General features: G+C 56.7%; 16 protein-coding genes. 8 read left to right on the top strand and 8 right to left on the bottom strand.

All coding sequences use genetic code 11. From position 1 onward, the window contains the following. Positions 1-13: 13 nt before the first annotated feature. A complete protein-coding gene (locus tag ACYVHB_RS22555; RefSeq protein WP_461054061.1) occupies positions 14-538 on the bottom strand; it encodes a hypothetical protein in 525 nt (174 codons plus the stop codon). A gap of 257 nt (positions 539-795) precedes the next feature. On the opposite strand from ACYVHB_RS22555, the gene ACYVHB_RS22550 reads away from it, so the two are divergent. The 7 genes from ACYVHB_RS22550 (at position 796) to ACYVHB_RS22520 (ending at position 12,155) form a co-directional block, all read left to right on the top strand. Next, positions 796-3,006, top strand: coding sequence for a tetratricopeptide repeat-containing sensor histidine kinase (locus ACYVHB_RS22550; protein ID WP_461054060.1), 2,211 nt, complete (start codon positions 796-798; stop codon positions 3,004-3,006). A gap of 210 nt (positions 3,007-3,216) precedes the next feature. Next, a complete protein-coding gene (locus ACYVHB_RS22545) occupies positions 3,217-4,278 on the top strand; it encodes an efflux RND transporter periplasmic adaptor subunit (protein WP_461054059.1) in 1,062 nt (353 codons plus the stop codon). Between the two features lie 92 nt (positions 4,279-4,370). Then, positions 4,371-8,876, top strand: a complete 4,506-nt coding sequence (locus tag ACYVHB_RS22540) for an efflux RND transporter permease subunit (protein WP_461054058.1) — start codon at positions 4,371-4,373, stop codon at positions 8,874-8,876. Positions 8,877-8,892: 16 nt separating this feature from the next. Next, positions 8,893-9,618, top strand: coding sequence for a porin family protein (locus ACYVHB_RS22535; RefSeq protein WP_461054057.1), 726 nt, complete (start codon positions 8,893-8,895; stop codon positions 9,616-9,618). Between the two features lie 2 nt (positions 9,619-9,620). Next, positions 9,621-10,262, top strand: coding sequence for a DUF5367 family protein (locus ACYVHB_RS22530; RefSeq protein ID WP_461054056.1), 642 nt, complete (start codon positions 9,621-9,623; stop codon positions 10,260-10,262). After that, positions 10,249-11,400 (top strand): sensor histidine kinase, encoded by a 1,152-nt coding sequence (locus ACYVHB_RS22525; RefSeq protein ID WP_461054055.1) that lies wholly within the window; start codon positions 10,249-10,251, stop codon positions 11,398-11,400. The genes ACYVHB_RS22530 and ACYVHB_RS22525 overlap by 14 nt, the downstream gene beginning before the upstream one ends. After that, complete coding sequence (locus ACYVHB_RS22520; protein ID WP_461054054.1) at positions 11,397-12,155, top strand: LytR/AlgR family response regulator transcription factor; 759 nt, start codon at positions 11,397-11,399, stop codon at positions 12,153-12,155. Before ACYVHB_RS22525 ends, ACYVHB_RS22520 begins: the two co-directional genes overlap by 4 nt. A gap of 76 nt (positions 12,156-12,231) precedes the next feature. Here ACYVHB_RS22520 and ACYVHB_RS22515 read toward each other — a convergent pair whose 3' ends face one another. The 4 genes from ACYVHB_RS22515 to ACYVHB_RS22500 form a co-directional block, all read right to left on the bottom strand. Continuing rightward, on the bottom strand, positions 12,232-13,032 hold the full coding sequence (locus ACYVHB_RS22515) for a hypothetical protein (RefSeq protein ID WP_461054053.1): 801 nt from the start codon (positions 13,030-13,032) through the stop codon (positions 12,232-12,234). A 172-nt stretch (positions 13,033-13,204) separates the two neighbouring features. Further along, a complete protein-coding gene (locus tag ACYVHB_RS22510; protein WP_461054052.1) occupies positions 13,205-14,074 on the bottom strand; it encodes a dienelactone hydrolase family protein in 870 nt (289 codons plus the stop codon). Positions 14,075-14,160: 86 nt separating this feature from the next. After that, positions 14,161-15,156, bottom strand: coding sequence for an ABC transporter substrate-binding protein (locus ACYVHB_RS22505; protein ID WP_461054051.1), 996 nt, complete (start codon positions 15,154-15,156; stop codon positions 14,161-14,163). 56 nt (positions 15,157-15,212) lie between these two features. After that, entirely contained in the window at positions 15,213-15,791 is a 579-nt protein-coding gene (locus ACYVHB_RS22500; RefSeq protein WP_461054050.1) for a cupin domain-containing protein, read from the bottom strand. Between the two features lie 264 nt (positions 15,792-16,055). On the opposite strand from ACYVHB_RS22500, the gene ACYVHB_RS22495 reads away from it, so the two are divergent. Continuing rightward, positions 16,056-16,853 (top strand): UDP-2,3-diacylglucosamine diphosphatase, encoded by a 798-nt coding sequence (locus tag ACYVHB_RS22495; RefSeq protein ID WP_461054049.1) that lies wholly within the window; start codon positions 16,056-16,058, stop codon positions 16,851-16,853. Positions 16,854-16,916: 63 nt separating this feature from the next. Here ACYVHB_RS22495 and ACYVHB_RS22490 read toward each other — a convergent pair whose 3' ends face one another. From ACYVHB_RS22490 to ACYVHB_RS22480, 3 genes are all read right to left on the bottom strand, one after another. After that, the gene (locus tag ACYVHB_RS22490) at positions 16,917-17,909 is read right to left on the bottom strand and encodes a phytase (RefSeq protein ID WP_461054083.1); all 993 of its coding nucleotides are present in this window, start codon (positions 17,907-17,909) and stop codon (positions 16,917-16,919) included. 142 nt (positions 17,910-18,051) lie between these two features. Next, the gene (locus tag ACYVHB_RS22485; protein ID WP_461054048.1) at positions 18,052-19,320 is read right to left on the bottom strand and encodes a right-handed parallel beta-helix repeat-containing protein; all 1,269 of its coding nucleotides are present in this window, start codon (positions 19,318-19,320) and stop codon (positions 18,052-18,054) included. Positions 19,321-19,377: 57 nt separating this feature from the next. Then, a complete protein-coding gene (locus tag ACYVHB_RS22480) occupies positions 19,378-22,158 on the bottom strand; it encodes a TonB-dependent receptor (protein ID WP_461054047.1) in 2,781 nt (926 codons plus the stop codon). Positions 22,159-22,172: the final 14 nt, after the last annotated feature.

Here is a 22,172-nt window from a genome sequence, read left to right as displayed (position 1 = left end):
AACGCAGGAAAGTTTATTCCCTTAGCCTGACCGCTGTTACTTCAAAAGGAAGCGGTGACAGGTTCATCAGCTCAAGTCCGGGAAACGTAAGAAAGTATCCGCTTACCATAACGGGCAAGCTATCCTTTGCGAAGGCAGGGGGCAAATTACAGCTACCCAAAAACGCTGCATTTCCGGCTCGCCTGATCTGGTAACCCACGGACTGACTGCCTGATTTCACTGCAACGATGGTAGCCGGAACCTGGTTGACAAACTGACTCGTGCGGGTCAGGGTGACGCCGGGGTAGGTACAGGACGACACCGACGAATCAATGTCATCTCTGTCGCAACCGATCAAGAAACTTAACAGCAGAAACAAACCCAATCGAACCCTCATCACCCGTTCTTTTTGAGTTAGACCCGCTTTGGTGGGCATTGGTTGTAAGTGGCCTGACGGGCCTGAACGTTCACGGGGCAGATGGGGCCGAATGTCGAACACGAACGTCACTGCCACGCCGTTCTGACGGGCGTACAAGGTAATGGGCTTGGCATCGGCCACAGTGCGGAGTTCACTGTCGACGAGCGGTAAGCGTATGAATCAATTGAGTAAACGGCAAGGGCCTCAGGACCGCACTGGTGCTGCGCAGACGCGGTCCGGGCAGTTGTTGGTTTAATCGCGATAGTCTTTCCGGGCAAGCCGCCAAACCGTCGATTGACCGAATCGGCTTTATTTCAGTATATTGGCTTCTTCAACCGACTACCCGCCCGCCGTCACCGTCGGCACCCGCTTTAGTTGCCTGACCCGTCCACAATTCCATGAAAACCCTTCTCCTCACCCTACCCTTTTTGGCGTGGTCACTTACCGCACAGGCGCAGACCGCTGCCGAACGGGACAGTCTCCTCCGCAAACTTAATGCGTTGCCCGTTACGGCCAATGATACTACCCGGGTCAACGTGCTCAACGCGTTAGCCTTTCAATACTGGTTTAATAAACCCGATACAACCTACCTCCTGTCGCAGCAAGCCTACGAACTTGCCCGTACCCTCAGCTTTCCAGCCGGTCAGGCACGGGCACTCAACCGCATGGCTATTGCATTCAGCCAGTTAGGCGATTACGCCAAAGCATTAAAGCTGTACGGCAGATCTAAGGAAATATCCGGCGAGTTGAACGACACCATTCGGATAGCGGGTACCTTAAACAATATGGCCTACCTCTATATGCTGCAGGGGGATTGGCAAAAAGGCCTCCTACGAATCCAGGAATGTTACGCCCTGTATAAAACCATCGCTAAACCGGATACGAATTTAAAAGCGACTATTCTTTCCAATATTGGGGAGTGTTTTTACCAGTTGAAGCAGTTGGACTCCGCCCGTACTTATTACAATCAGGCGTTGCCATTAGCTAAAGTGGCTAACCCTCAACTGTTTGGCAGTATGCTTTATTTGTTGGGCGATGTGGCATTGGCCGAAAACAACAGAAGCCGGGCCTACTCTTTCTACCAAAAAAGTATTGCGGTCCTGGCCAGAGAAGATGCCTATATACGCCTGAATGAAGCGTACTACCGACTGGCAGAATTTTACCGGAAAACCGCCCGAAAAGACTCAACTGTCCACTATGCCCGGCTTTCCCTGCTATATGGCCAGAAGAGCGCCTTTCCTAAAGGGATTTTGAAAAGCAGCCAGTTGTTGACCGAACTGTACGAAAGCCAGAATGATACGGAAGCCCTGCGGTATTATAAAATCGCCGTGGCCGCTAAGGACAGTTTATACAGTCAGGATAAGATGAAGCAGTTGCTGTCGCTGACGTTTGAAGAAAAACAACAGGCCCAGCAAATAGAAGTCGCTAAAGCCAACTACCGAAGCACCGTTCGCACCTACATTTTCATCGGGCTGTTAGCCGTCCTGGGCATAATTGCGCTGGTGCTCTACCGCACCAACCGGCAGAAACAACGGGCCAATGCCCTGCTGCAACGCCAGCGCGACGAAATTCACGCGCAGCGTACTAAAGCCGAAAACGCCCTGACCGAACTCCGCGTCACCCAGACCCAATTGGTCCAGAAAGAGAAAATGGCCAGTCTGGGCGAACTGACGGCGGGCATCGCCCATGAGATTCAGAATCCGTTGAACTTCGTTACTAACTTCTCGGAGGTGAGCACGGAGTTAGTTGCCGAACTGAGGCAGGAACGGGAGAAGAACCGGGCTGGTGTTTCGGGCGAAAGAGACGAAACGGTCGAAGATGAAATTCTTGGCGACCTGACCCAAAACCTGCAAAAGATTACCCACCACGGCGGCCGGGCGTCGGCCATTGTGCGGGGCATGCTCGAACACTCCCGCACCGGCACGAGCGAAAAGCAACGGATCAATCTCAATGCTTTAGCTGATGAATACCTCAAGATTGCCTACCAGGGCTTACGGCAGTCCGGCGTCCCGGCCAAAGACAAAGACCAGGCAACCGGTACGCCGGAGCGGGGCCGCTTCAATTGTGCGTTAGTCACCAACTTTGATCCCACCATAAGCAACGTGGAGGTGATGCCGCACGAGTTGGGGCGGGTGCTGCTGAACCTTTACAACAACGCTTTTTACGCCGTTCAGGAACGGACACAAAACCAGCAGGCCGGATCGCCGGACCACCTGGAACACTACCAGCCCACCGTCACCGTCAGCACCCGCTTTGTGCGCAAAAACCGCCCTGAAGGGGCCACACCACCAGCCCAGCCCACCAGGCTGGGACCGGGCGAACCGGGTGGGATGGGCGGACCGGGTGCGGGACCGGGTGAGGGCGTCATCGAAATCCGGGTCAGCGACAACGGGACGGGCATTTCCGATGCGGTGAAGCCCAAAATATTCCAGCCCTTTTTCACCACCAAACCCACCGGTGAGGGAACGGGACTGGGCTTGTCGCTGAGTTACGATATTATCACCAAAGGGCATCAAGGCTCGTTGCTGGTCCACAGCCAGGAAGGCGAGGGTACCGAGTTTGTGATTCAATTACCGACCGCAAAAGTCACCGCTCAGGATACGGTTTAACCAACCATCAGCACCCGCTTCATTGGCCAGAACCGCCCTGAAAGGGCCACATTAACACCCCAGTCCGGTGGACTGGGACCGGGGGCTCACGTATCCGTCTGCCACATCCTGCTTTTCAGTCGCCGTTTTCGGCGGTTCAGGCTAATTTCTTCCTTCGTTCCAGCCCACGCCCGCCATGTTTGTCCTGTCAATCAGAACAGGACAAACACCATGAAAAAGATCGTTTGGGTACTTGGAACACTGGCCGTGCTGGGTGGCATTGGGGTATGGCTTGCGCATAATCAGCAAAGCAAACAGGCGCAGGTACAAGCCGCTGCCCGGCCCCTGCCCGTGACGGTGGCGGTGCAGCCAGTCAGGCAGAAAACCATCACGGAGCAAACAGAATACATCGGCCAGAGCACGTTCTGGCGCGAAGTGCCCATGACCGCCACCACGCAGGGTATTGTGCGGTCGCTCAACGTCCGGCTCAACGGCACAGTCCGGCGGGGACAGCCGCTGCTGACCGTCGACACGGACGTGAACCGGGCGTCGCTGACGGTGGCCGAAGCAACGCTGGCCAAAGCCCGCCAGGAACTGGCCCGCTACGAAACGCTCCACCGCGAGAACAACGCCACCGCTACCGAAGTAGAAACGGCCCGACTAGAGGTCAGCAATGCCGGGCTGCAAATCACGTCCCTGCGCAAACAAATCAGCGAAGCCGTCATCCACGCGCCCATCGGCGGCACCATTACCGAGAAGCCCATCGAGCGGGGCATGTTCATCGCGCCCGGTACGCCCTTAGCCACCATCACCGACGTATCGTCCGTCAAAGTCATCGTCAACATCCCCGAAACCGAACTGCTGAACTGGCCCATTGGGCGGGTGGTTCGGGTCGATTTTGAGGGCTATCCCAGCGTATCGTTCCGGGGCAAGGTGCATCAGATTGGCCTGAAAGGGGGCGAAGCCGGGACGTTTCCGGTCCAGATCCGCGTCGCCAACAACCGGCCTGCCACCCCCCTGCGCGTTGGCATGACCGCCCGCGTAAGCCGCACCGATACCGCTCCAGCCGCCGTGCTGACGATTCCGCGCACGGCACTCGTCCAGGGCGCGGACACAACATCCGTGTACGTCCTGCGAGGGCAGCAAGTCAGGCTGCGGCCCATTCAGACCGGCGACCCGTCGGGCACCGATCTCGTTGTGCGTCGCGGCTTGCGGGCGGGCGAACAAGTGGTTGTGAGCGGAGCCAACGGGCTGCGGGATAAAGTAATGGTTAATGTGGATAATGTAAAATGAATAATGGACCGGGCGGACGATCCCGAATGCATAATGCCCCACACGCACGACCCCCATTATTCATTTTACATTAACCATTACTCATTTATAAAATGAACCTCACGCAACTTTCCATATCCCGGCCCATCCTGATTATCGTACTGTTCGTGGTGCTGGGCATTTTGGGCGCTTTTTCATACACGCAACTCCGGTATGAACTGCTGCCCAACATCGCTACGCCCTTTGTTACGGTTACCACCACCTGGCCGGGTGCCTCGCCGAGCGAACTGGAAGCATCCATCACCCGCCCCATCGAAGAAGCCGTCTCGACCGCCGATCAGATCAAGCGCATCACGGCGCAGTCGCTCGAAAACGTGTCGTTGGTGACCGTCGAGTTTCGGGCCGGAGCCGACGCCGACAAAGCCCTCCAGGAGTGTCAGCGCCGGGTCAACGACATCCTGGCGACGCTACCCGCCGGGAGCAAAACCCCACAGGTGAGTAAGTATTCACTGGCCGATTTACCGGTGTTGCGCGTAGCCGTTACGAGTCCGTTACCACCGCTGGAGCTGGGGGCGCTGCTCAGGAATCAGGTGAAACCCCGGCTGGCGCAGGTGCCCGGCGTGGGGCAGATTACGTTCGTGGGACTGGCCGAAACTGAAGTAGCGGTCGACGTAGATGCCCGGCGGCTGGACGAACGGCGGCTGTCGATTCTACAAATCACCAACGCCATTCGGCAGGCGAATCTGAACATTCCGGCCGGTAGTATTAAGGATACCGATGCGCTGTATGCCGTGCGGGTGGTGGGCAAAACCGATGATCTCGACCGGTTGCGCGACATTGTCGTAGCCGTTTCATCATCGGGTCAGAAAACAACGCTCGGTGAAATTGCCACCGTTCGGGCGCGGGCGGCAGAAGCCCAAAACGTGAACCGCTATAATGGCCGGTCGTCGGTGGGGATACTCGTGACCAAGCAGTCGGGAGCCAACAATGTGGACGTCAGCGAGCAGGTGCGGGCCGCGATGCAAAAGCTCCAAACGGAGTTTCCGGCGCAGAAACTACGGTTTGACGTGGCGCAGGACGGCTCGGAGTTTACGCTGGCCGCTGCCGATGCCGTTACCCACGATCTGATGCTGGCCATCGGCTTAGTGGCGCTGGTCATGTTCGTTTTTCTGCACAGCCTACGCTCGTCGCTGATTGTGATGGTGGCCATGCCGGCCTCGCTCCTGTCGACGTTCGTGCTGATGAACGGGCTGGGTTTTTCGCTCAACCTGCTCACGCTGCTGGCTCTGTCGCTGGTGGTTGGCATCCTGGTCGATGATTCAATTGTGGTGCTGGAAAGTATTTACAAGCAGCTTGAACACGCCGGGGGCGCGTCCGCCAAAGAGAAGCGGCAGGCGGCCCTCGACGGCCGCAACGAGATCGGCTTTGCGGCCGTCGCCATCACCCTTGTCGACGTGGTTGTGTTCGTGCCGCTGTCACTCGCACCGGGCCTGATTGGCGACCTCATGCGGGAGTTTGCGTTGGTCGTCGTCATCTCGACGCTGTTCAGCCTGCTGGTTTCCTTCACGCTGACGCCGATGATTGCCTCGCGCTTTGGGAAGCTGGAACACCTCACCCATAAAACGCTTATGGGGCGATTTAGCCTTTGGTTTGAAACGCAGTACAACCGGCTGAGCAACCGCTACCGCGACGTACTAACCTGGGCGCTGGTCCATCGAAAAACCGTAGCGACCGGCGTTATCGTTCTGTTCATCGGCGCTCTATCGCTACCCATACTCGGCTTTATTGGGGCTGAATTCACGGCCCCGGCCGACAAGGGCGAGGTACAGGTAATTGTCCAACTGCCCGACGGGGCGAAGCTCGAACAGACCGACTCAGTGGCAAAACGACTCGAAACCGCCCTGCGCCGGATGCCCGACGTTACGAAGGTGTTTACCAACGTAGGCGCTAACCCCGACGGATTCGCGGGCATCACCACGACCAACACCGCCGAACTGAACATCACGTTTCGGCCCCGTGAACAGCGCAGTCAGACGCTGGCTCAACTGTCGCGGCAGGTTAAAGAAATTATTGCGCAGGAGCCGGGACTGACCATGCGGGTCTCCCCCATCGGCTTGCTCGGCTCCGATGCCACCCAGCCTATCATCGTGATCGTGAACGGGGCCGACCGGGCGCAGGTGCAAACGCAGGCCCGCCGGATCGCCGAAGCTATGCGTCGCATCGCTGGCACGGCCGATATTCGACTGTCGGGTGAGCGGCTGAAACCCGAGGTGCAACTCACCGTCGACCGCGAGAAATTAGCCCGCTACGGACTGAGCACCGAGGAAGTCGGTGGAGTGGTGCGAACCGCGCTGGCGGGGTACGACGAGTTGAAAATCCAGCAAAACGACCAGTCGACAACCGTTCGGGTGCATCTGCGCGAAACCGACCGCAACCGCACGGATCAAATGCGTCGGCTCACGGTCATCAATGCGCAGGGGCAGTCCATCAGGCTCAGCCAGGTGGCCGATGTGCGCGAGGTATTCATGCCCGCCCTGCTCGAACGTAAAGACCGCTCAAACGCCGTCACCATCTATTCGCAGTTGGCCGGTCGGCCCGCGGGCGACATTGGCGAAGACCTCAAACGGGCCGTTTCGGACCTGAATCTGCCGCCTGCCGTGCGCATTACCTACGGCGGTGACCTGGAATTGCAGGACGATTCGTTCGGCAAGTTGGGATTGGCGTTCGGCGCGGCCATCCTGTTCATGTACCTGATTATGGTGGCGCTCTACAACTCGTGGCTCTACCCGTTCGTAGTGCTGTTTTCAATTCCGGTAGCCCTGGTCGGCGCGTTGCTGGCCCTCGCCCTAACGATGAATTCGCTGAACGTATTCAGCATTCTGGGCCTGATTATGATGCTGGGCCTCGTCGCAAAAAACGCCATTCTGCTCGTTGAACGCGCTAACGAGAACCGGGAGTCCGGCATGAACCTGACCAACGCGCTGCTGGACGCGGGCCTGACGCGCCTGCGGCCCATTCTGATGACGACGCTGGCAATGGTCGTTGGCATGCTGCCCATCGCACTGGCGTCCGGTCCCGGCTCCGAGTTGAAAACCGGACTGGCGTGGGCGCTCATCGGCGGACTGTCGAGTTCGATGCTGCTCACGCTGGTGTTCGTACCAACCATCTATTACGACGTTACTCGACTAAGAAACTGGGCGGCTGCGTTGCTCCAAAAACGTCGGCCAACGTCGCTGTCAACCGGCCTTAACCGGGCAATCGGGCTGCTGCCGATAATTAGTTCACTCGTCGCCGTTTCGTCAGGAGTTAGTGCGCAATCAACAGTCCGGCCTGTGCAATTGCGTATGCAGGATGCCGTGGCGCGGGTTCGGGAGATGAACGGTGAGGTGGCGGTGGCCAAATTGGACGCCCAAAAAGCCGACGCCCGGCGTGACGAAGCCCGCCGGGCGTGGTGGCCGACGCTCAACGGGGTGGCTCAGTACACGCACAACATCAAACCGCCAGTTTTCTTTTTCCCCGACGTTCGGGTCGATCCTAACACGGGGGCGCTGGGCTTCGACAACAGCCGACTAACACCCGTAGCAGCCGCCCTGCCCAACGCCTACAGTGCCGCTGTCAATCTGGCCATGCCGCTGGTACAGCCGGACCTGCGCATCAATGATCGGCTGGCTCAAAACGGGCAGCAGCAGGCCCGTGAGGGATTGCGGGCGGTGCAGAACCGGCAGGTGGCCGAGGTCAAAAAGCTGTATTTAGCCGCACTACTGGCCCAGTCGCAGCAGCAGTTGGTGCGGCAAAGCATGGCCCGCGCCGGGGAAACGCTGCGCGAAGCCCGCAACCGGTTTTTTACCCAATTAGCCACCGACGCTGATACACTCCGGGCGTTTGTCGAACTGGAGAATCAGCGTCCAGACCTGTCGAAACTCGGCCGCACAGTTCGGCAGTTGACGAGTTCGCTCGTGACGCTACTCGATTTGCCGCCCGGTACCGATCTGATTTTGACCGACTCGTTGGTCCTGCCAGATCGGATAGAACGTAACGCCAATGCCCAAACCGACCCAGTAGCCCAGGCCATGAGCCACCGGCCCGACCTGCGGCAACTAACGCTCTCCCTCGAACAGTCGCGGCTATTAGCTGATCTCGAACGCACCCGACGCCTGCCAACGCTGAGCCTGTTTGGGCAGGTGAGCACCCAGGCGCAACTGCCCAATTTCGATTTCAGCCGGTCGCGGTGGCCGGGGACGGTGTATGCTGGCGTGCAGCTCACCGTGCCAATTTACAATCCAGCCAACGCACCGAAACTCCGTCAGGCGCGACTGGGCCAGTTTCAGGCCGAAACGCAATTGACCTACAACCGTGCCCTGATTACCAACGAGGTTCAGATTGCGCAGTATGCCGTGGACGAAGCCCGCGACCGGCTGTCGGCGCAAGACCGGGTTATTGCGGCTGCCGAACGGAGTTACGCACTGATTCGGAGCCGCTACCGGCAGGGCGTTGCGCAATGGAGCGAAGTCGCCGATGCTGAGCTTGCGCTGCAACAGGCGCAAAGCAACCGCGTTCAGGCCATCTACGATGCGCTGGTGGCACAGGTGAATTTGGGGAAATCGGTGGGTACGGACTAATTAACGACCTTCTTTCATGCGAACTGTTTTTTTATTCGGCTGTCTATTCGCGCTTCTGCCCATCGCGTCGGCAAGGGCGCAATCCATGACCGTTGATTCGCTGCCCGACAAGCGATCAGTTTGGCGCTTTGGTGGGGGCACGGGCGTGATATTGCCCCTGGGTTTGCCACAAACCATTTATCGGCAGGTCGGCATCAACCTTCAGCTTGGCGTGACGCATGAATATTACTGGCAACAGCGTCTATCGTTGCTTACCGGAATTGAGTACCGGATGCAAAGCGTGGTTGCCGATGCTCAGTTCATACCGGCGGTCCGCGCCGATGGGATCAGTAAGCGAATCATTGTCCAGCCCGCTCCCGACAGCATCAAGTATGCTGCGTTACGGTATCAGATGGTCAGCATTCCGGTTATGATTCGGTATTATTTTGCCCGTAACGCCGTTAAGCGGCTGTTCCTGGATGGAGGATTCAGTCTCAACTTTCCTGTTACGGTCGCCTACCAGTACCGCACAAACGGGCAGACGCATCGGCATAATCTCACTTCGTTTGTGCGGCAACCCATCGTCCTGATTGAACTGGCAGCCGGAGCTACCGGTAAAGTTTTCGGCGGACGATTGACAAAAGCAAACAACCTGTTGGGCAGTCTGCTGTTCGGCGGTTTCGTTTGCATTGATTCGTCCGTACGTACCCAGCGGGGCACATCTATCGCAACGGCGGGCTTTTTAACTAAATTTGTTTTCTGACTATGCAACTACTCAAGCAGTTACCCCCGAAAACAGCCCGGCGAACAGGAATTATTCTGTTTATAATCTCGTGCCTGACGTTCGTTGTGGCGCTTTCGCTGCCGTTTGTGTCACTGCCCATTTCTGGCACCATTAAAGCCGGATTGATCACCGCCATTGCCGTGTTGGGCGAATTGGCGTTCGCGGCTTCGCTGACCTTGCTGGGCAAGGAATTTATCGACAGGATTAAGTTGGTCGTGTCATTTTCGGCCGTCCCGTCCGGCTTGTTTTTCCCAATTGCCGGGCTTGTCGTTTGGGCGGTGGCTACGGTACTGCTGCGGTACGTTGGTCAGTATGTGTTGATTCCGGGCAATACGCCCCTGACCATTAGCGCCTTCGCTGGCGTCGCCGTTTTGATGATTGTTCTGATGAGCGCCCTGTACCGGGCAACCCACGTGCGTGGGCCGGAGCGACTGGCAGCGGCTACCTTGTTTGCGCTGCCGGGTATGCTGCTCGACGCCGGAGCCGTTCTTTTCTTCAGCGACGTGTTTCCGGCGATGCAGCCCGACGCTGACGCGCTGTTTGCCGCCTGGTTATTCTGGGGCTACAGCGTGGTGTTAATGACGGGGCTTGTGTGGCCCAATGAACGGAATGAACGAAACTAAAGCCATAGCCTCTTCTTTTAACCGATGGTTTAGATTGGTTGGTACGCCCTTGTTTGGGTTGCTGCTCTACTTAATTATCTACTACGTTGATCCCCGATCGTTTCAGCAGGGCAGCTACGCCGGTCCCGACGCCTGGGAAGCGTTTTGTTTCGACATCATTACAACCTTAGCGGGCGCGTATCTGCTGTCGGAAACCAGTATTTGGGTGACCCATTGGTTAAATGGATTGCTACCGTGGGAGCACCGACCGCTGCTGCGCTTCATCACGCAGTTGATGACGCTCATAATCGCCAGCGTAGCCACGATTTGGTTACTCATTCAGTTGCTGACCCTGTTGGGAGAACCGACGTACCAACTCACCGAAATTGATCGGTTAAGCATTCGTCAGACAATTGTCTTTGGTAGCTTAGTGGCTCTGTTTATCAACGCGGTTCACACCGGAGAGTATTTCTTCAGCCGCTGGCGGACAACCGTGCTCGAAGCCGAAACGCTCAAACGGGAGTCGATGGAGGCCCGGTACGAAGCGCTCAAGAGCCAGCTGGACCCGCATTTCCTGTTCAATAACCTCAACACGCTCACCGCCATTGTGGAAGAAAACCCGCGTCAGGCGGTCGATTTCATCGAAAACCTGTCATTAGTGTACCGCTATATCCTGCAAAAGCGCGATCAGACGCTCGTGACGCTGGCCGACGAACTCGATTTAGCCCGGTCGTACCTGTACCTGCTCGAAAAACGCTTCGGCGATAGCCTGCACACCACCATCGACGTACCGGAAAAATACCACGCCTGGCAGATTCCGCCGATGACGCTCCAGCTACTGCTCGAAAACGCGGTGAAGCACAACGTCGTCAGCCGGGCGCACCCACTATATATCCGACTGACTATCAGTAACACGGGCGACCTGACGGTTACGAATACAATTCAGAAACGGCCGGTTGGTTCGGTCACACCTCCGCTGCTCAACGGGCTGTCGGTCCATCCGGCCACGCCGAGCCAGGCGGTTTCGCTGCCTTCGCTACCGTCGGGCGTTGGCCTGCGTAACATTCAGAACCGCTACCGGCTGCTGGGGCAGCACCAACCCGTAGTGACCGAGACCGACCGTGAGTTTTCTGTTCAAGTTCCGCTGATTGCCGCATGACCACGCTCCTCATCGAAGACGAACAGGCAGCCGCCCGGCGGCTCATCCGGCTGCTGCACGACATCGACCCGGCCATTAGCGTCGGGCCGGTATTGGAAAGTGTAACCGATGCCGTGGCCCATCTCCAAATCCACCCCCACCCCGACCTGCTGCTGAGCGATATTCAGTTGGCCGACGGATTGAGTTTTGAAGTATTCCGGCAGGTGGAGCCGCGCTGCCCCATCATTTTCACCACCGCTTACGACGAGTACGCGGTGCAGGCGTTTAAGCTCAATTCGCTCGATTACCTGCTCAAACCCATCGTGCCGCGCGAACTGGAAGCCGCTTTGTCGAAGTACCGAAAACAGCTTGCCAGTTCGCCTTCCCCCATCGACTACGGCCAACTTTGGCAGGCATTGAGCCAGTCGCAACGAACCTACCGGCAGCGATTTCTGGTCAATTACCGCGATACGTACCTGACTATTTCAGCGAATGACGCGGCTTATTTCTACTCCGAAAACAAAACGACCCGTCTCGTCTGTCCCGATGGCAAGTGGTTCCCTCTTTCTGAAACGCTGGATCAATTGGCCGATCAGCTTGATCCGCGTCAGTTTTTCCGGGCCAACCGGCAGGCAGTCGTCAGCGTAGGCAGCATCGGCACCATCCATAAGCATTTCAACGGTCGCCTGAAACTCGATCTGCTTCCGCCCGCACCCGACGATGTATTTGTCAGCCGCGAGAAAGCCGACGAGCTGAAAATATGGCTGAACCAGTGAAGCCACGTCAGGACGTAAAAAAGGGGCAACTACGTGGTTGCCCCCTTCAGTGTGTTTATACGAACGGCGACACGCGTTACAGCGATGCGTCTTCGACGAAATGACTCAGCACCAGATTCGCCAGTGACGACGCCTTTTGCTGGCGAGCGGCTTCGTTGGCCTTCGTCTGCACCCGGACGTTGACAATGTGGTTATTGTAGAGTACGTGCAGTGTGCTTTTGGCCGGTTCCCAGACCGCTTTGTCGCCCACGCCCGTCACGGCGACGAAGTTGCCCGTGCTGACAACGGGTTTGGTGAATTGCGCAGCGACCGGGGTAACGCCCGACACGGAACTCGACGAATCATTACCGGCCGTTGAGTCAGCGTCAATATCGCCCGACCCGCTGCCTTCGGGTTCGGTAGCGGGCCGCTCAGCCCCGGTACCTTCCGTTGCCGGACCACTAATGGGTGGTTTCTGACCCGTTTCGCCCATCTGTCCTGACACCTGACCCGCTCCGCCCTGGTAGTTTTTGTCGAAAATGTACTCCGCGTGGTAAATGGATGGGTACGGCTTGGGACCACCGAAGGCAATGCTGGCCGTGCCACCCGACCATTTGAACTCACAGCCGTTCGGGTAATCGAGCGTCTGCATTTCATCGGTCAGCTTAATGTCGAACGTGCTCTGAATCAGGCCTTCGTCAAGAACGTTGCAGGGTTCATCATAGCCGAAGCGCTGATCGGTGCTCAGTTGCCACACGCCCACTACCTCACGGGCTAAATACGGACTGCCCGTACCGGCAGCATCATTCGCGGCATCGGTCACGGTAGCGTTGTCGCCCTTGAAGCAGGACGACAGAAACAGGACCGGCAGCGTGTACAAAAGTGGATTGATCTTCATAACTCGTTTAAGAAAGCCCAAAATTAGCGTTTTCTTAAATACAATCTGAATCACCCGGTTGTTCACGTGAGTTGCCGATTCTACGGGCACTTAGTTTCTACGCAGGGCTTTACAAATCACATCAACTGCATGAAGTGCTTAACGTACGTTGCGCCTTATTTTCCCTGGGACCTCATTTGGCAATGTGGGTGCGCACAAACGTGACGATGCGCTGCGCTGTGTCGTCAAACTGTGCCGAATCACTGAAAATGGCGTTGTGGCCCTTGCCTTCGTAGTACATTACATCAATGTGTTTGTGAGCGGTTCGCAGGGCCGTCTCAAATTGGCGGGCCATGTCTATACTGGTGAGTGCTGAACCACCACTACTGTCAGCCGGGCCATCGGCGGTGCCGTGCAGCATAAGAATTGGCACCTGAACGTCAGCAGCCACCCTTTTGGTAACCTCAGCAGGATACCCGCTCGAGTTCAGGATCGCTCCCTGCACCTTGCCGGGATGGGTCAGGATGTAATCTAACGCGGCTCCTCCGCCCAGCGAATGCCCAAACAGCACCACCTGACCCGTTCGCACCTGACTCAACGTACCCAATCGTCGAACGAGTGAATCGATTGTCTGGCGGCTAATGCGGAAGCGATCAACCTCCGAAGCATCAACGAAAGCAGGCGCGTCGGGGCAGTCAATGGGGGTAATGAACCGTACACCTGCGCCCCGCCGACCAGCAAACCAGCAAACAGCAATACCGACCATGCCTTTGCTGGCGATGCGACGGGCTAAACGGACATACTCCTCGGCATAGCCATGCGTACCGTGAAGGATAACGACAGCGGGAAATGGCCCCGGTCCTGTTGGGGTTGCAATTGCCGCCCGGATCAGGCCGTTACCGGTAGGAATCTGGATATAATCGACGGAGTCGGTGCGTACCGGCGATAGATTCCGTACGTATGCGTGCTTACCCAGTCGATTGAGCAGGCGGGCAGGGTGGTTGTGAATCCACGCCTGTTGGAGAAACCAGGTGAGCGTCAGGAAAAGCGTTGCTTTGATCATGGTCGTGCCATTGGCGAGCGGGATAATGTCGTTTTATTAAAAAAAGTAAGAATTTCTATGTCATCGGTTACATGCTTAACCACCTTTTACTCCACGACTCTGGTTGCTTGTGCCAGTAATTCCTTAGAAAAACTCACGCCTATTTTGTTAGCAGCAGTTTTATTTAACGTCAGGTAGTACTTCTCCGGGTGTTTAGCGGGCAAGTCACCGGGGTTGGCACCTTTCAGTATTTGCGACACATAATGAGCCACTTCCCGAAATTGCTGTGGTAGATTCGGTGCCCACGCCATTAGCCCGCCAGCTTCGGCAAACAAGGTCGCCTGATACATGGCGGGAATTCGGTTTTGGGCAGCAAAATCAGCAATCAGCTTACGGTTCGCCAGGGTAAGTGCTCCCTGAAAGCTCAGCAATCCATTCATGCCGTCGCTCACCAGATCGGCCAGTGCTTTTTCCAACTGCGGCAACGAAGCGGCCCGATAGGCCTTAATCGACACCCCCAGGGTTGCCGCCGTCTTTTCCGCTTCGGATAGCTGGATTTCATGACCACCGATTCCGGGCGTTGTCGACAGCAGGGCAATGCGTGTTACCGTGGGCGCAGCGGCTTTCAACAGGTGAAGGCGCTTAGTCGTAACCCCTTCGGGCAATTCGTCCAGTCCGGTATAGATGCCTCCCGGATGTACCAGGCTTTGGGCAAATCCGTTGCTGACCATGCCGGGACAGGTGGCAAGCACCATGGGCATGTTGGGGTTGTTCTTTCGTATTTCCAGCGCAAGGGGAAGGGAAGCGGCAACGATCAGGGACAGGTCCATTTGTGCCAGTTCCGCTGCCATAGCTACGGCATCCGCCGTGTTGGGCCGGGCAAGCCTTTTCTCGATGCGGATGTTTGCTCCGTCTTTAAAACCGAGTTTCTGTAGTTCGTCAGTGAAGGCTTTCTCCAGTTCCGGCACACCCGCCCCACTCAGATAGCCAATGCGGGAAACCGTCTGATTCGGGAGAAAAGCGCTGCCCTGTACAATCGACGGCGCAACAGAAAGCAGCGAGAGTGTCTTTATAAACCGGCGTCTTGTTGTGTGGTTACTCATGGATCAGGCAGTTTAGGCCAACAAAACGATGATCGTACGATGCGCAACCGCAACGACTACCACTTTTTGAAATCTTTAATGGGTGGTCCTACCCGTTTGAAGCCATGCTCTTCCCTAAATTTATCCTGTTCGGCTTCGGTCATCCCTTTTGTCTTGCCTTCGCTGATTTTTTGGAAGCACTCTTCCATCTTTCCGGCGGGCTGAAAGATCATCAATAGTTTACCTTCTCCTTCGCCTACTTTGGCAAAGCTATGCGGTACGTTTCGTGGCCCAAAAACGCTGTCGCCCGCTTTGGCCTGATGCATGACATCGCCCACTTTAATCAGAAACTGACCCGACAGCACGTACCACCATTCATCCTGCTCGAAATGAACATGGTGGGTTGGTCCCCCTTCTTTTATACGCATTGATTCAAATACGTAGATATCGCCATCGGTGTCTTTTGTGGAAATCTTTGTCGAAAACGTATCGCCTTCAAAAAGAGAAATAGGTTTGTCAAATCGGTCTTTGCCCCCACTGACCATAAAGCCTTTCTCGACCCTGAATTTCCGGACCGTCCTGGCCAAAAGCGTTACCGGGAGTGCCAGGACTGCCCCTACCGACAGGCAGGTACGTAAAAAGCGGGTTCGTTTCATAAGCATGTTTTTTAGAAAATAAGAAACCACTGATACATCAGCTATCGGCTTGATAGCTGATACAATAAAGCGACTTGTGCTATAGATACCTGCCGGTCATTTAGGCAACGGTTCGTTGGGCAGGTTAGCGGTTTTTAACCTGACCGGATAAAAAATCACGCAAATCCGTATCATCCGCTTGATCCGTCGGTCCGCCGATGCGGTTCCGTCGATTCATCAGAATGCTGATCGTTGCTTAATTTCGTGCCTGATTCATCCCACTGTATGTCCGACACGACCGAAACGATTGCCCTGCTGCCCGGCCGCAGCGTTTATTTTGCTTCCGATTTTCACCTCGGCACCCCCACCCCCGAGCAAAGTCAGCTTCGCGAACGCGCCGTGGTGGCCTGGCTCGACAGCATCCGCCCCACCGCTGAGGTCATTTTCTTAGTCGGCGACGTGTTCGACTTCTGGTTCGAGTACAAGCGCACGATTCCAAAGGGGTTCATCCGGTTGCAGGGCAAATTAGCCGAACTGACCGACGCCGGTACGCGGGTAATCCTTTTCACGGGGAATCACGACATGTGGATGAGCGACTATTTTACGGAGGAAATGGGCATTCCGGTCTACCGAGAACCACGCCGGTACACCATCAACGGCAAGCGGTTTTTGATCGGCCACGGCGACGGTCTCGGCCCCGGTGATCGCGTTTATAAACGATTGAAAGTGTTGTTCGAGAGTGGGTTAGCCCGGCGACTGTTCCGCTACCTGCATCCTGACATCGGTATCGGGCTGGCTCAGAAATGGTCGCGCCGGAGCCGGATCAGCAACCTGGACAAAGGTGAAGAAGAATTTCTGGGCGACGACCGCGAATGGCTCATGCAGTACTGCCGCGAAATTGAAGCGCAAATCCACCACGACTACTACATTTTCGGGCACCGCCACCTGCCCCTCGACCGGCCCGTGTCGCCCAACAGCCGCTACGTCAACCTCGGCGAGTGGGTATCGGCCAAAACCTACGCCGTTTTCGACGGGGAGGATTTGGCGTTGAAAAGGTGGGGAGATTCAATTCACAATGAATAATGGATAATGCACAATGAATGATGCGCAATTGCCCATTACTCATTGTGAATTATCCATTATTCATTACTTCAACTCCTTCCCCGCAATGTCTTCCCAGCGGTAGTAGTGGAACGTTTTATTGTCCGACATGGCGACGAACAGGCCCTGCGGAAACGACTTGCCGAGCGGCACACTTGTCACCTCGGAACCGTCGCTTACCGTAGCCGCTACCCGCACGATTTTTAGCCGCTTGTGGTCGTTCGGGTTGGTCACTTCGCCCTCGCGCCGGAAGATGTGGAATTGATTGGCTCCCTGGTCGGAAACAAGTAAATAACCCGTTTTGGGGCCGGTTTTGTAAATAGAAATGCCTTCGTGGTCTTCGGCAAAACCCGTTTGGGCAAACAGGGCCAGTTCCCCATTGCCTTTTTCGGGGTCGGCGTAGTACTTGCGAACGCCCACGCCCTCGTCGGAGTAATAGACGTAGCCTAATTCAGCATCGACGGCGATGGACTCGATCTCTTTTTTGCCGCTGTACGCGCCGAATTTCCGGACCAGCATGGCCTTCACCTGACCCGTACCGTCGTCTTCGAGCCGGTACTGACCAAGGTATGACCCATCGGTAGGGCCCGATTTGCGGCCAACCATCGCGTATAAAACACCCGTCGGTGTTTTGTAAAGCGCAATGCCCATCAGATCGCGGAAGCCATCGCCCAGATCGCCAACAAACATCTCAAGGCCGCCCCGATCAACGGGTTTCATGTCGGGCAGGGAAAAAATCCGGAGTTTGTGGGTGAACCGTTCGGTCGTCACAGCGATGTCGGTGGGTTTACCGTTCAGCAGCAACCCGTAGGCAACGTCCACGTTGTCGGGTCGTTTGAGGTCGTGGAGTTCCCGGACAATTTTCCCCCGCAAATCGAACACGTACAACCCGCCATCCTGGTCTTTGTCGGTGCCAATGACCAAGCTTTTCGCCGGGTCAGCCGGGTTAATCCAAATGGCCGGATCGTCGGTGTCGTGCCGCACGGTGTCGGTAATGAACACCGGCTGAACAACCGTCGTTTGGTCCGTTTTAGTCATGGTTGTCTGATTAGCAGGCCGCTGACAGGTGGATAACAGCAGACTGACAATCAGACAGTATGATGAGATAGTGTTCATGGGTGAGCGACTGAATAAGGGAACCGCACTCGTCGGTCCGCCGGTGCGGTTCCCTCCATTGCCATTAATTCGAGCCATACGCGCCGATGTAGGACGCCGGGGCGGGGGACTGATACAGCTTGCCGCCCAGCGTCAGGCCGTCGGCGTAGAGCCGGGTGAACGACGTAATCCCTTTGCCCAGCGCGGGCGAACCCGCCTGCAGCCGGAAATCCCAGGCCGTGTTGAACGTTGCGTTTTTCATGTCCGTGTTGAGCGGATAATTCACGAATTTGGGGTCGTTCTCGCCCACCGTCTTGCTGATGACATCGTTGGCACCGGTCAGGATTTCGGTCGAAGGCTGAAACTGGTTTACCGCGTCGGCGCTGTAGCCGTAGTACAGGTTATTGCTGACCTTCGAGCGGTTGTCTTCGGGCTTGCCTTTGTCGCGCTTGATACCAAAACGGTCATTGGCGAGCAGGTTATTATACAGATCGGCACGCACGGTTGCCTCCAACCAGATTGACCCGCCTTTGGTCGTTGGCCGACGCCAGCCCGCATTCAGGATCGTGTTATTATAGGCCACAACGTACGCCTGTGGGGTGCGGTCACCGCTGTTCGACAGTTTTAGCCCATTGGTGTTGGGGCTGTAGATCATGTTGAACGCCACGTCAGCCTGCACCCCCGACTTAATGTTAATGGCATCGCCCCCCGAAATACCCTGCGTATAAATCTTGTTGTTGGCGATAATCAGCTTGCCGCCGTCGATGTAAAGTCCGTCTTCGTTCTGATTGTTAATCCGGCTGTTAATCATCACCAATTTGCCGTTCACGTTCGGGAAGTACAGCGCCGGGACGTGTTCGCCCGCAGCGGCTTTGTAATACCCCGCCTTCACCGAGGGCGAGGCTTCGGTCGTTACGGCCCCGCCGTATTCGATAATTGTGTTGTCGAGCACCATTTCGGCGGTGGTTGGTCCGGCCGTTAAACCGCCCCAAAGCGCTCCAAACTCGTTTTTAGCCGTTTTCCACGCGTCGGGAACCGTAAACTTCACCGGGTTGGCGGCCGTACCGAGGCAGTACAGGTTGCCTTTGATGATGACTTCGGGCTTCACCGTCGAATCGCTCATCAGCACCGTGACGCCTTCCTGAATCGTCAGCGACTTACCTTCCGAAATTTGCAGGTGACCCGTGATTTTGTACGTGCTGCCTTTTTCCCAAACGCCCGACACCTCGCCCGATACCGCTTCTTTCACAACCGGCACCGCCACGGGGGTAACCGCGCTCCCGTTGTCTTCTTTAGTCGTGCAACCGACCAGCACAGCGGCCGACAGCGCGGCCATAATGAGTACGTGTTTCATGATTTCTCTTGATTTTGACTTAGTTAGCACTGATTTTCTCTTTGTTGATCGGATGATTCATAATTTGTAGCGCACACCCAGAAAATACGACCGCTGGTAGAAATCGCGCCGGATCAGCGTTTTGCCCGACACGTCCTGATTCGGCACGTCGGAATTCCGCCCGCTCACGTTTCGGGTATACACCTCGGTTGGGGTGTTAAGCAGGTTATTGGCTTTGGCAAACAGGATGAAACCACCCGCTAACCGCTTCTCCGCCGACGCATCCATCTGCACGAATCCCTTCTGGTACAGATCGTTATCGACAAACTGCGACACCGTGTTGATACGCGCTCCGGTGTAACTGACCGCCAATTGACCGTCCCAGCCGTGTTCGCTGTCTTTGTAGAGCAGCGACAGGTTAGCTACGTGCGCCGACTGCCCGTAGAGCGGCCGGGTCTGATTCACCGCAATCGTTTCCAGATCGCCCTGCGCGTTGCGGATGCGTTTCGACTTGGGCGTGGTAATGACCGAATGCGTGTAGGTGTAATTCGCTTTGACACCCCACTGCCGGACGTACTTGATGGCGTCCAGTTCTAAGCCGTAGTTGTTGGCCGTGCCGAAGTTGCCGGGCGAATAATAAATGTCCTGCCCCCGGATGGCGTCGCGCTGAAGGGTGTATTCGATGGGGTTCTGAATCCGCTTATAAAACACCCCGGCCATGAACTGCTCCAGCGGACGCGGGAAGAATTCGTAGCGCAAATCGACGTTGTCGGCGATGGCCCGCTTCAAGTTCGGGTTGCCGCGCTCCTGGTATTCTTCGTTGACGATGCGGTACGGCACGATCTCGAAGAACCCCGGCCGGTTCAGCGACCGGAAATACGACGCCCGCAGGTTGGTGCGCTCCCGCAGCCGGTAGCGGGCGTGCAAACTCGGCAGCACGTCGGTGTAGACCTGATTGCCGGTCGGCCGGTCTTCGCCAATCGGAAATTTCATGGCGTATCCCTGATCGGTATGCTCTAAGCGAACGCCCCCGGTCAGTTCGAGGGGCCGGTCGGTGGTGCGGAATTGGAGATAACCCGATGCCGTTTTCTCGGTAGCGTCGTAGTTGAGACCCGTGGCCACCGAGCCGAGCGGATTCTGCACCGTCCAGCCAATCTGGTTGTAGTCCGTGAAATCGGTGCCGTAGAGCGCAAACGGATTGGTGGGCCGCAATTGATAGTTATTGTAAAAATTCGTCCGCTGTTTGTCGCGGTACAACCCGCCCGCCATCCACTCCACTCCCACGCCCGCCAGCTTGGTTTTGAGCGTCAGGTTCAGGTAACCCGCCAAATCAGTATCAGTGTTGTGCTCCCACCGGCGCGACCCATCGTTGACGGTCGTTCGCCTATCCACGAAGTTCTTGCGGACGCCCAGCAGCGGCACCGTCGCCTGATCGGGCACGTCGCCGGTAGCAACGGAGTACACCGCCGACCAGTTTACGCCAAAAATCGGCGTCAGTTGGTGGGTTCCCTGGAGAGTGCTATTGTAAATCTGCTGCCGGGTCAGGCGGGAGCGCGTCGAGTAGCCAAGCGTAGCGTTGCCGCGTGTTGGGTCGAAGCCGCCGATGGTCAACTGCGTCGATTTCGTATCGCGAATCTGCTCGTTGGTCAGGTTCATAAACGCGTTATACCACTGGATTTTGCTGCCTTCCGCCAGGCGATAGTCCAGTTTGGCGTGCAGCCCGTAGCGACGCTGCTGCTCCGAATACTGGCGTTCGCTCATGGACGTCAATGTAATGCCCCGAAGCGTATCGACCGCGTCGCCGTCGAAGAACAGGCTGTTGCTGCCCCGGTACGTATTCTGCAAACTACCCGCCAGCATCACGCCCAGCCGCCGATTCAGGAAGCGCCCGCCCACGGCAAAGCTCCCAAGTAGGTTAGGTGGTGGGCTGCCGGTGGTGTAGGTCGTCGGTGCCCGGTTGAAGTCCGACGATTTGGCCGCGTACCGATTACCAAACTGCTCGTAGGGCGACTGGAACCGGATAGTTGTAGCATCGAAGCCCACAAACGGTCGGTTCATGAACAGTTCGCTGTAGCCCGTCGAGAGATTGGCCAACACGGTCAGCCGGTCGGGGGCGTCCTTCATCACTAAGTTGATGGCTCCCCCAACGGCATCACCCTCCTGACTGGGAATCAGCGCTTTGTAGACTTCGATCCGATCCAGCAGTTCAGCGGGAAAAATGTCGAGCGGCACGTAGCGGTAGCGGTTGTCGGGCGAGGGAATCTTGACGCCGTTGACGAGCGTGTAGTTGTAGCGTTTATCCATGCCGCGCAGAATGGCGTACTGCCCGTCGCCGTTGCTGTTGCGCTCGATGGAGATGCCCGACACCCGCTGAATGACGTTGGCAACGGTGAGGTCGGGGGACAGTTCGATGGTGCGGCCCGACACGATGTTGGTCACCTGGAGGGCGTTGCGTTCGAGGTCGCGGGCGTTCCGGTCGCTGGCTCCGTCGCGTTTGGCCTTTATAGTGACCCCGGTTAGCTGGCGGTCGGTTTCGGTCGTTAGCGACAGGTCCATCGTGATGGTTTGCCCGGCGCTTTCAACCACCACCTCGCGGGTCATGGTTTGGTAGGAGACGTAGCTGATGCGAATTTTATACGTTCCGGTGGGTACGTTTTTAATCTGATAGGAGCCATCCAAGCCCGAGACGTTGTGGAGTTTCGTGTTTTCGAGAAGGAGCGTGGCCCCAATGACCGGCTGTCCCGTGGCAGCATCGACGGCCCGCCCCCGAATGGTGCCCGCCGAAACCCGTACGCCAGCAAGCAGGCACAGGACAAGTAATAGATAGTTTATCGGGTGTTGAAAAGGGCGGTTGCTCATCGTTCCGTGGGTAC

Source organism: Spirosoma arcticum (assembly GCF_054779955.1).
The sequence above is the reverse complement of the archived record's forward strand: the minus strand, read 5'-3'. Positions and strand labels throughout refer to the sequence as shown.

Coding starts and splice junctions, on each gene's coding strand:
- ACYVHB_RS22550 (WP_461054060.1), top strand. CDS start 796: ATGAAAACCCTTCTCCTCACCCTACCCTTTTTGGCGTGGTCACTTACC.
- ACYVHB_RS22545 (WP_461054059.1), top strand. CDS start 3,217: ATGAAAAAGATCGTTTGGGTACTTGGAACACTGGCCGTGCTGGGTGGC.
- ACYVHB_RS22540 (WP_461054058.1), top strand. CDS start 4,371: ATGAACCTCACGCAACTTTCCATATCCCGGCCCATCCTGATTATCGTA.
- ACYVHB_RS22535 (WP_461054057.1), top strand. CDS start 8,893: ATGCGAACTGTTTTTTTATTCGGCTGTCTATTCGCGCTTCTGCCCATC.
- ACYVHB_RS22530 (WP_461054056.1), top strand. CDS start 9,621: ATGCAACTACTCAAGCAGTTACCCCCGAAAACAGCCCGGCGAACAGGA.
- ACYVHB_RS22525 (WP_461054055.1), top strand. CDS start 10,249: ATGAACGAAACTAAAGCCATAGCCTCTTCTTTTAACCGATGGTTTAGA.
- ACYVHB_RS22520 (WP_461054054.1), top strand. CDS start 11,397: ATGACCACGCTCCTCATCGAAGACGAACAGGCAGCCGCCCGGCGGCTC.
- ACYVHB_RS22515 (WP_461054053.1), bottom strand. CDS start 13,032: ATGAAGATCAATCCACTTTTGTACACGCTGCCGGTCCTGTTTCTGTCG.
- ACYVHB_RS22510 (WP_461054052.1), bottom strand. CDS start 14,074: ATGATCAAAGCAACGCTTTTCCTGACGCTCACCTGGTTTCTCCAACAG.
- ACYVHB_RS22505 (WP_461054051.1), bottom strand. CDS start 15,156: ATGAGTAACCACACAACAAGACGCCGGTTTATAAAGACACTCTCGCTG.
- ACYVHB_RS22500 (WP_461054050.1), bottom strand. CDS start 15,791: ATGAAACGAACCCGCTTTTTACGTACCTGCCTGTCGGTAGGGGCAGTC.
- ACYVHB_RS22495 (WP_461054049.1), top strand. CDS start 16,056: ATGTCCGACACGACCGAAACGATTGCCCTGCTGCCCGGCCGCAGCGTT.
- ACYVHB_RS22490 (WP_461054083.1), bottom strand. CDS start 17,909: ATGACTAAAACGGACCAAACGACGGTTGTTCAGCCGGTGTTCATTACC.
- ACYVHB_RS22485 (WP_461054048.1), bottom strand. CDS start 19,320: ATGAAACACGTACTCATTATGGCCGCGCTGTCGGCCGCTGTGCTGGTC.
- ACYVHB_RS22480 (WP_461054047.1), bottom strand. CDS start 22,158: ATGAGCAACCGCCCTTTTCAACACCCGATAAACTATCTATTACTTGTC.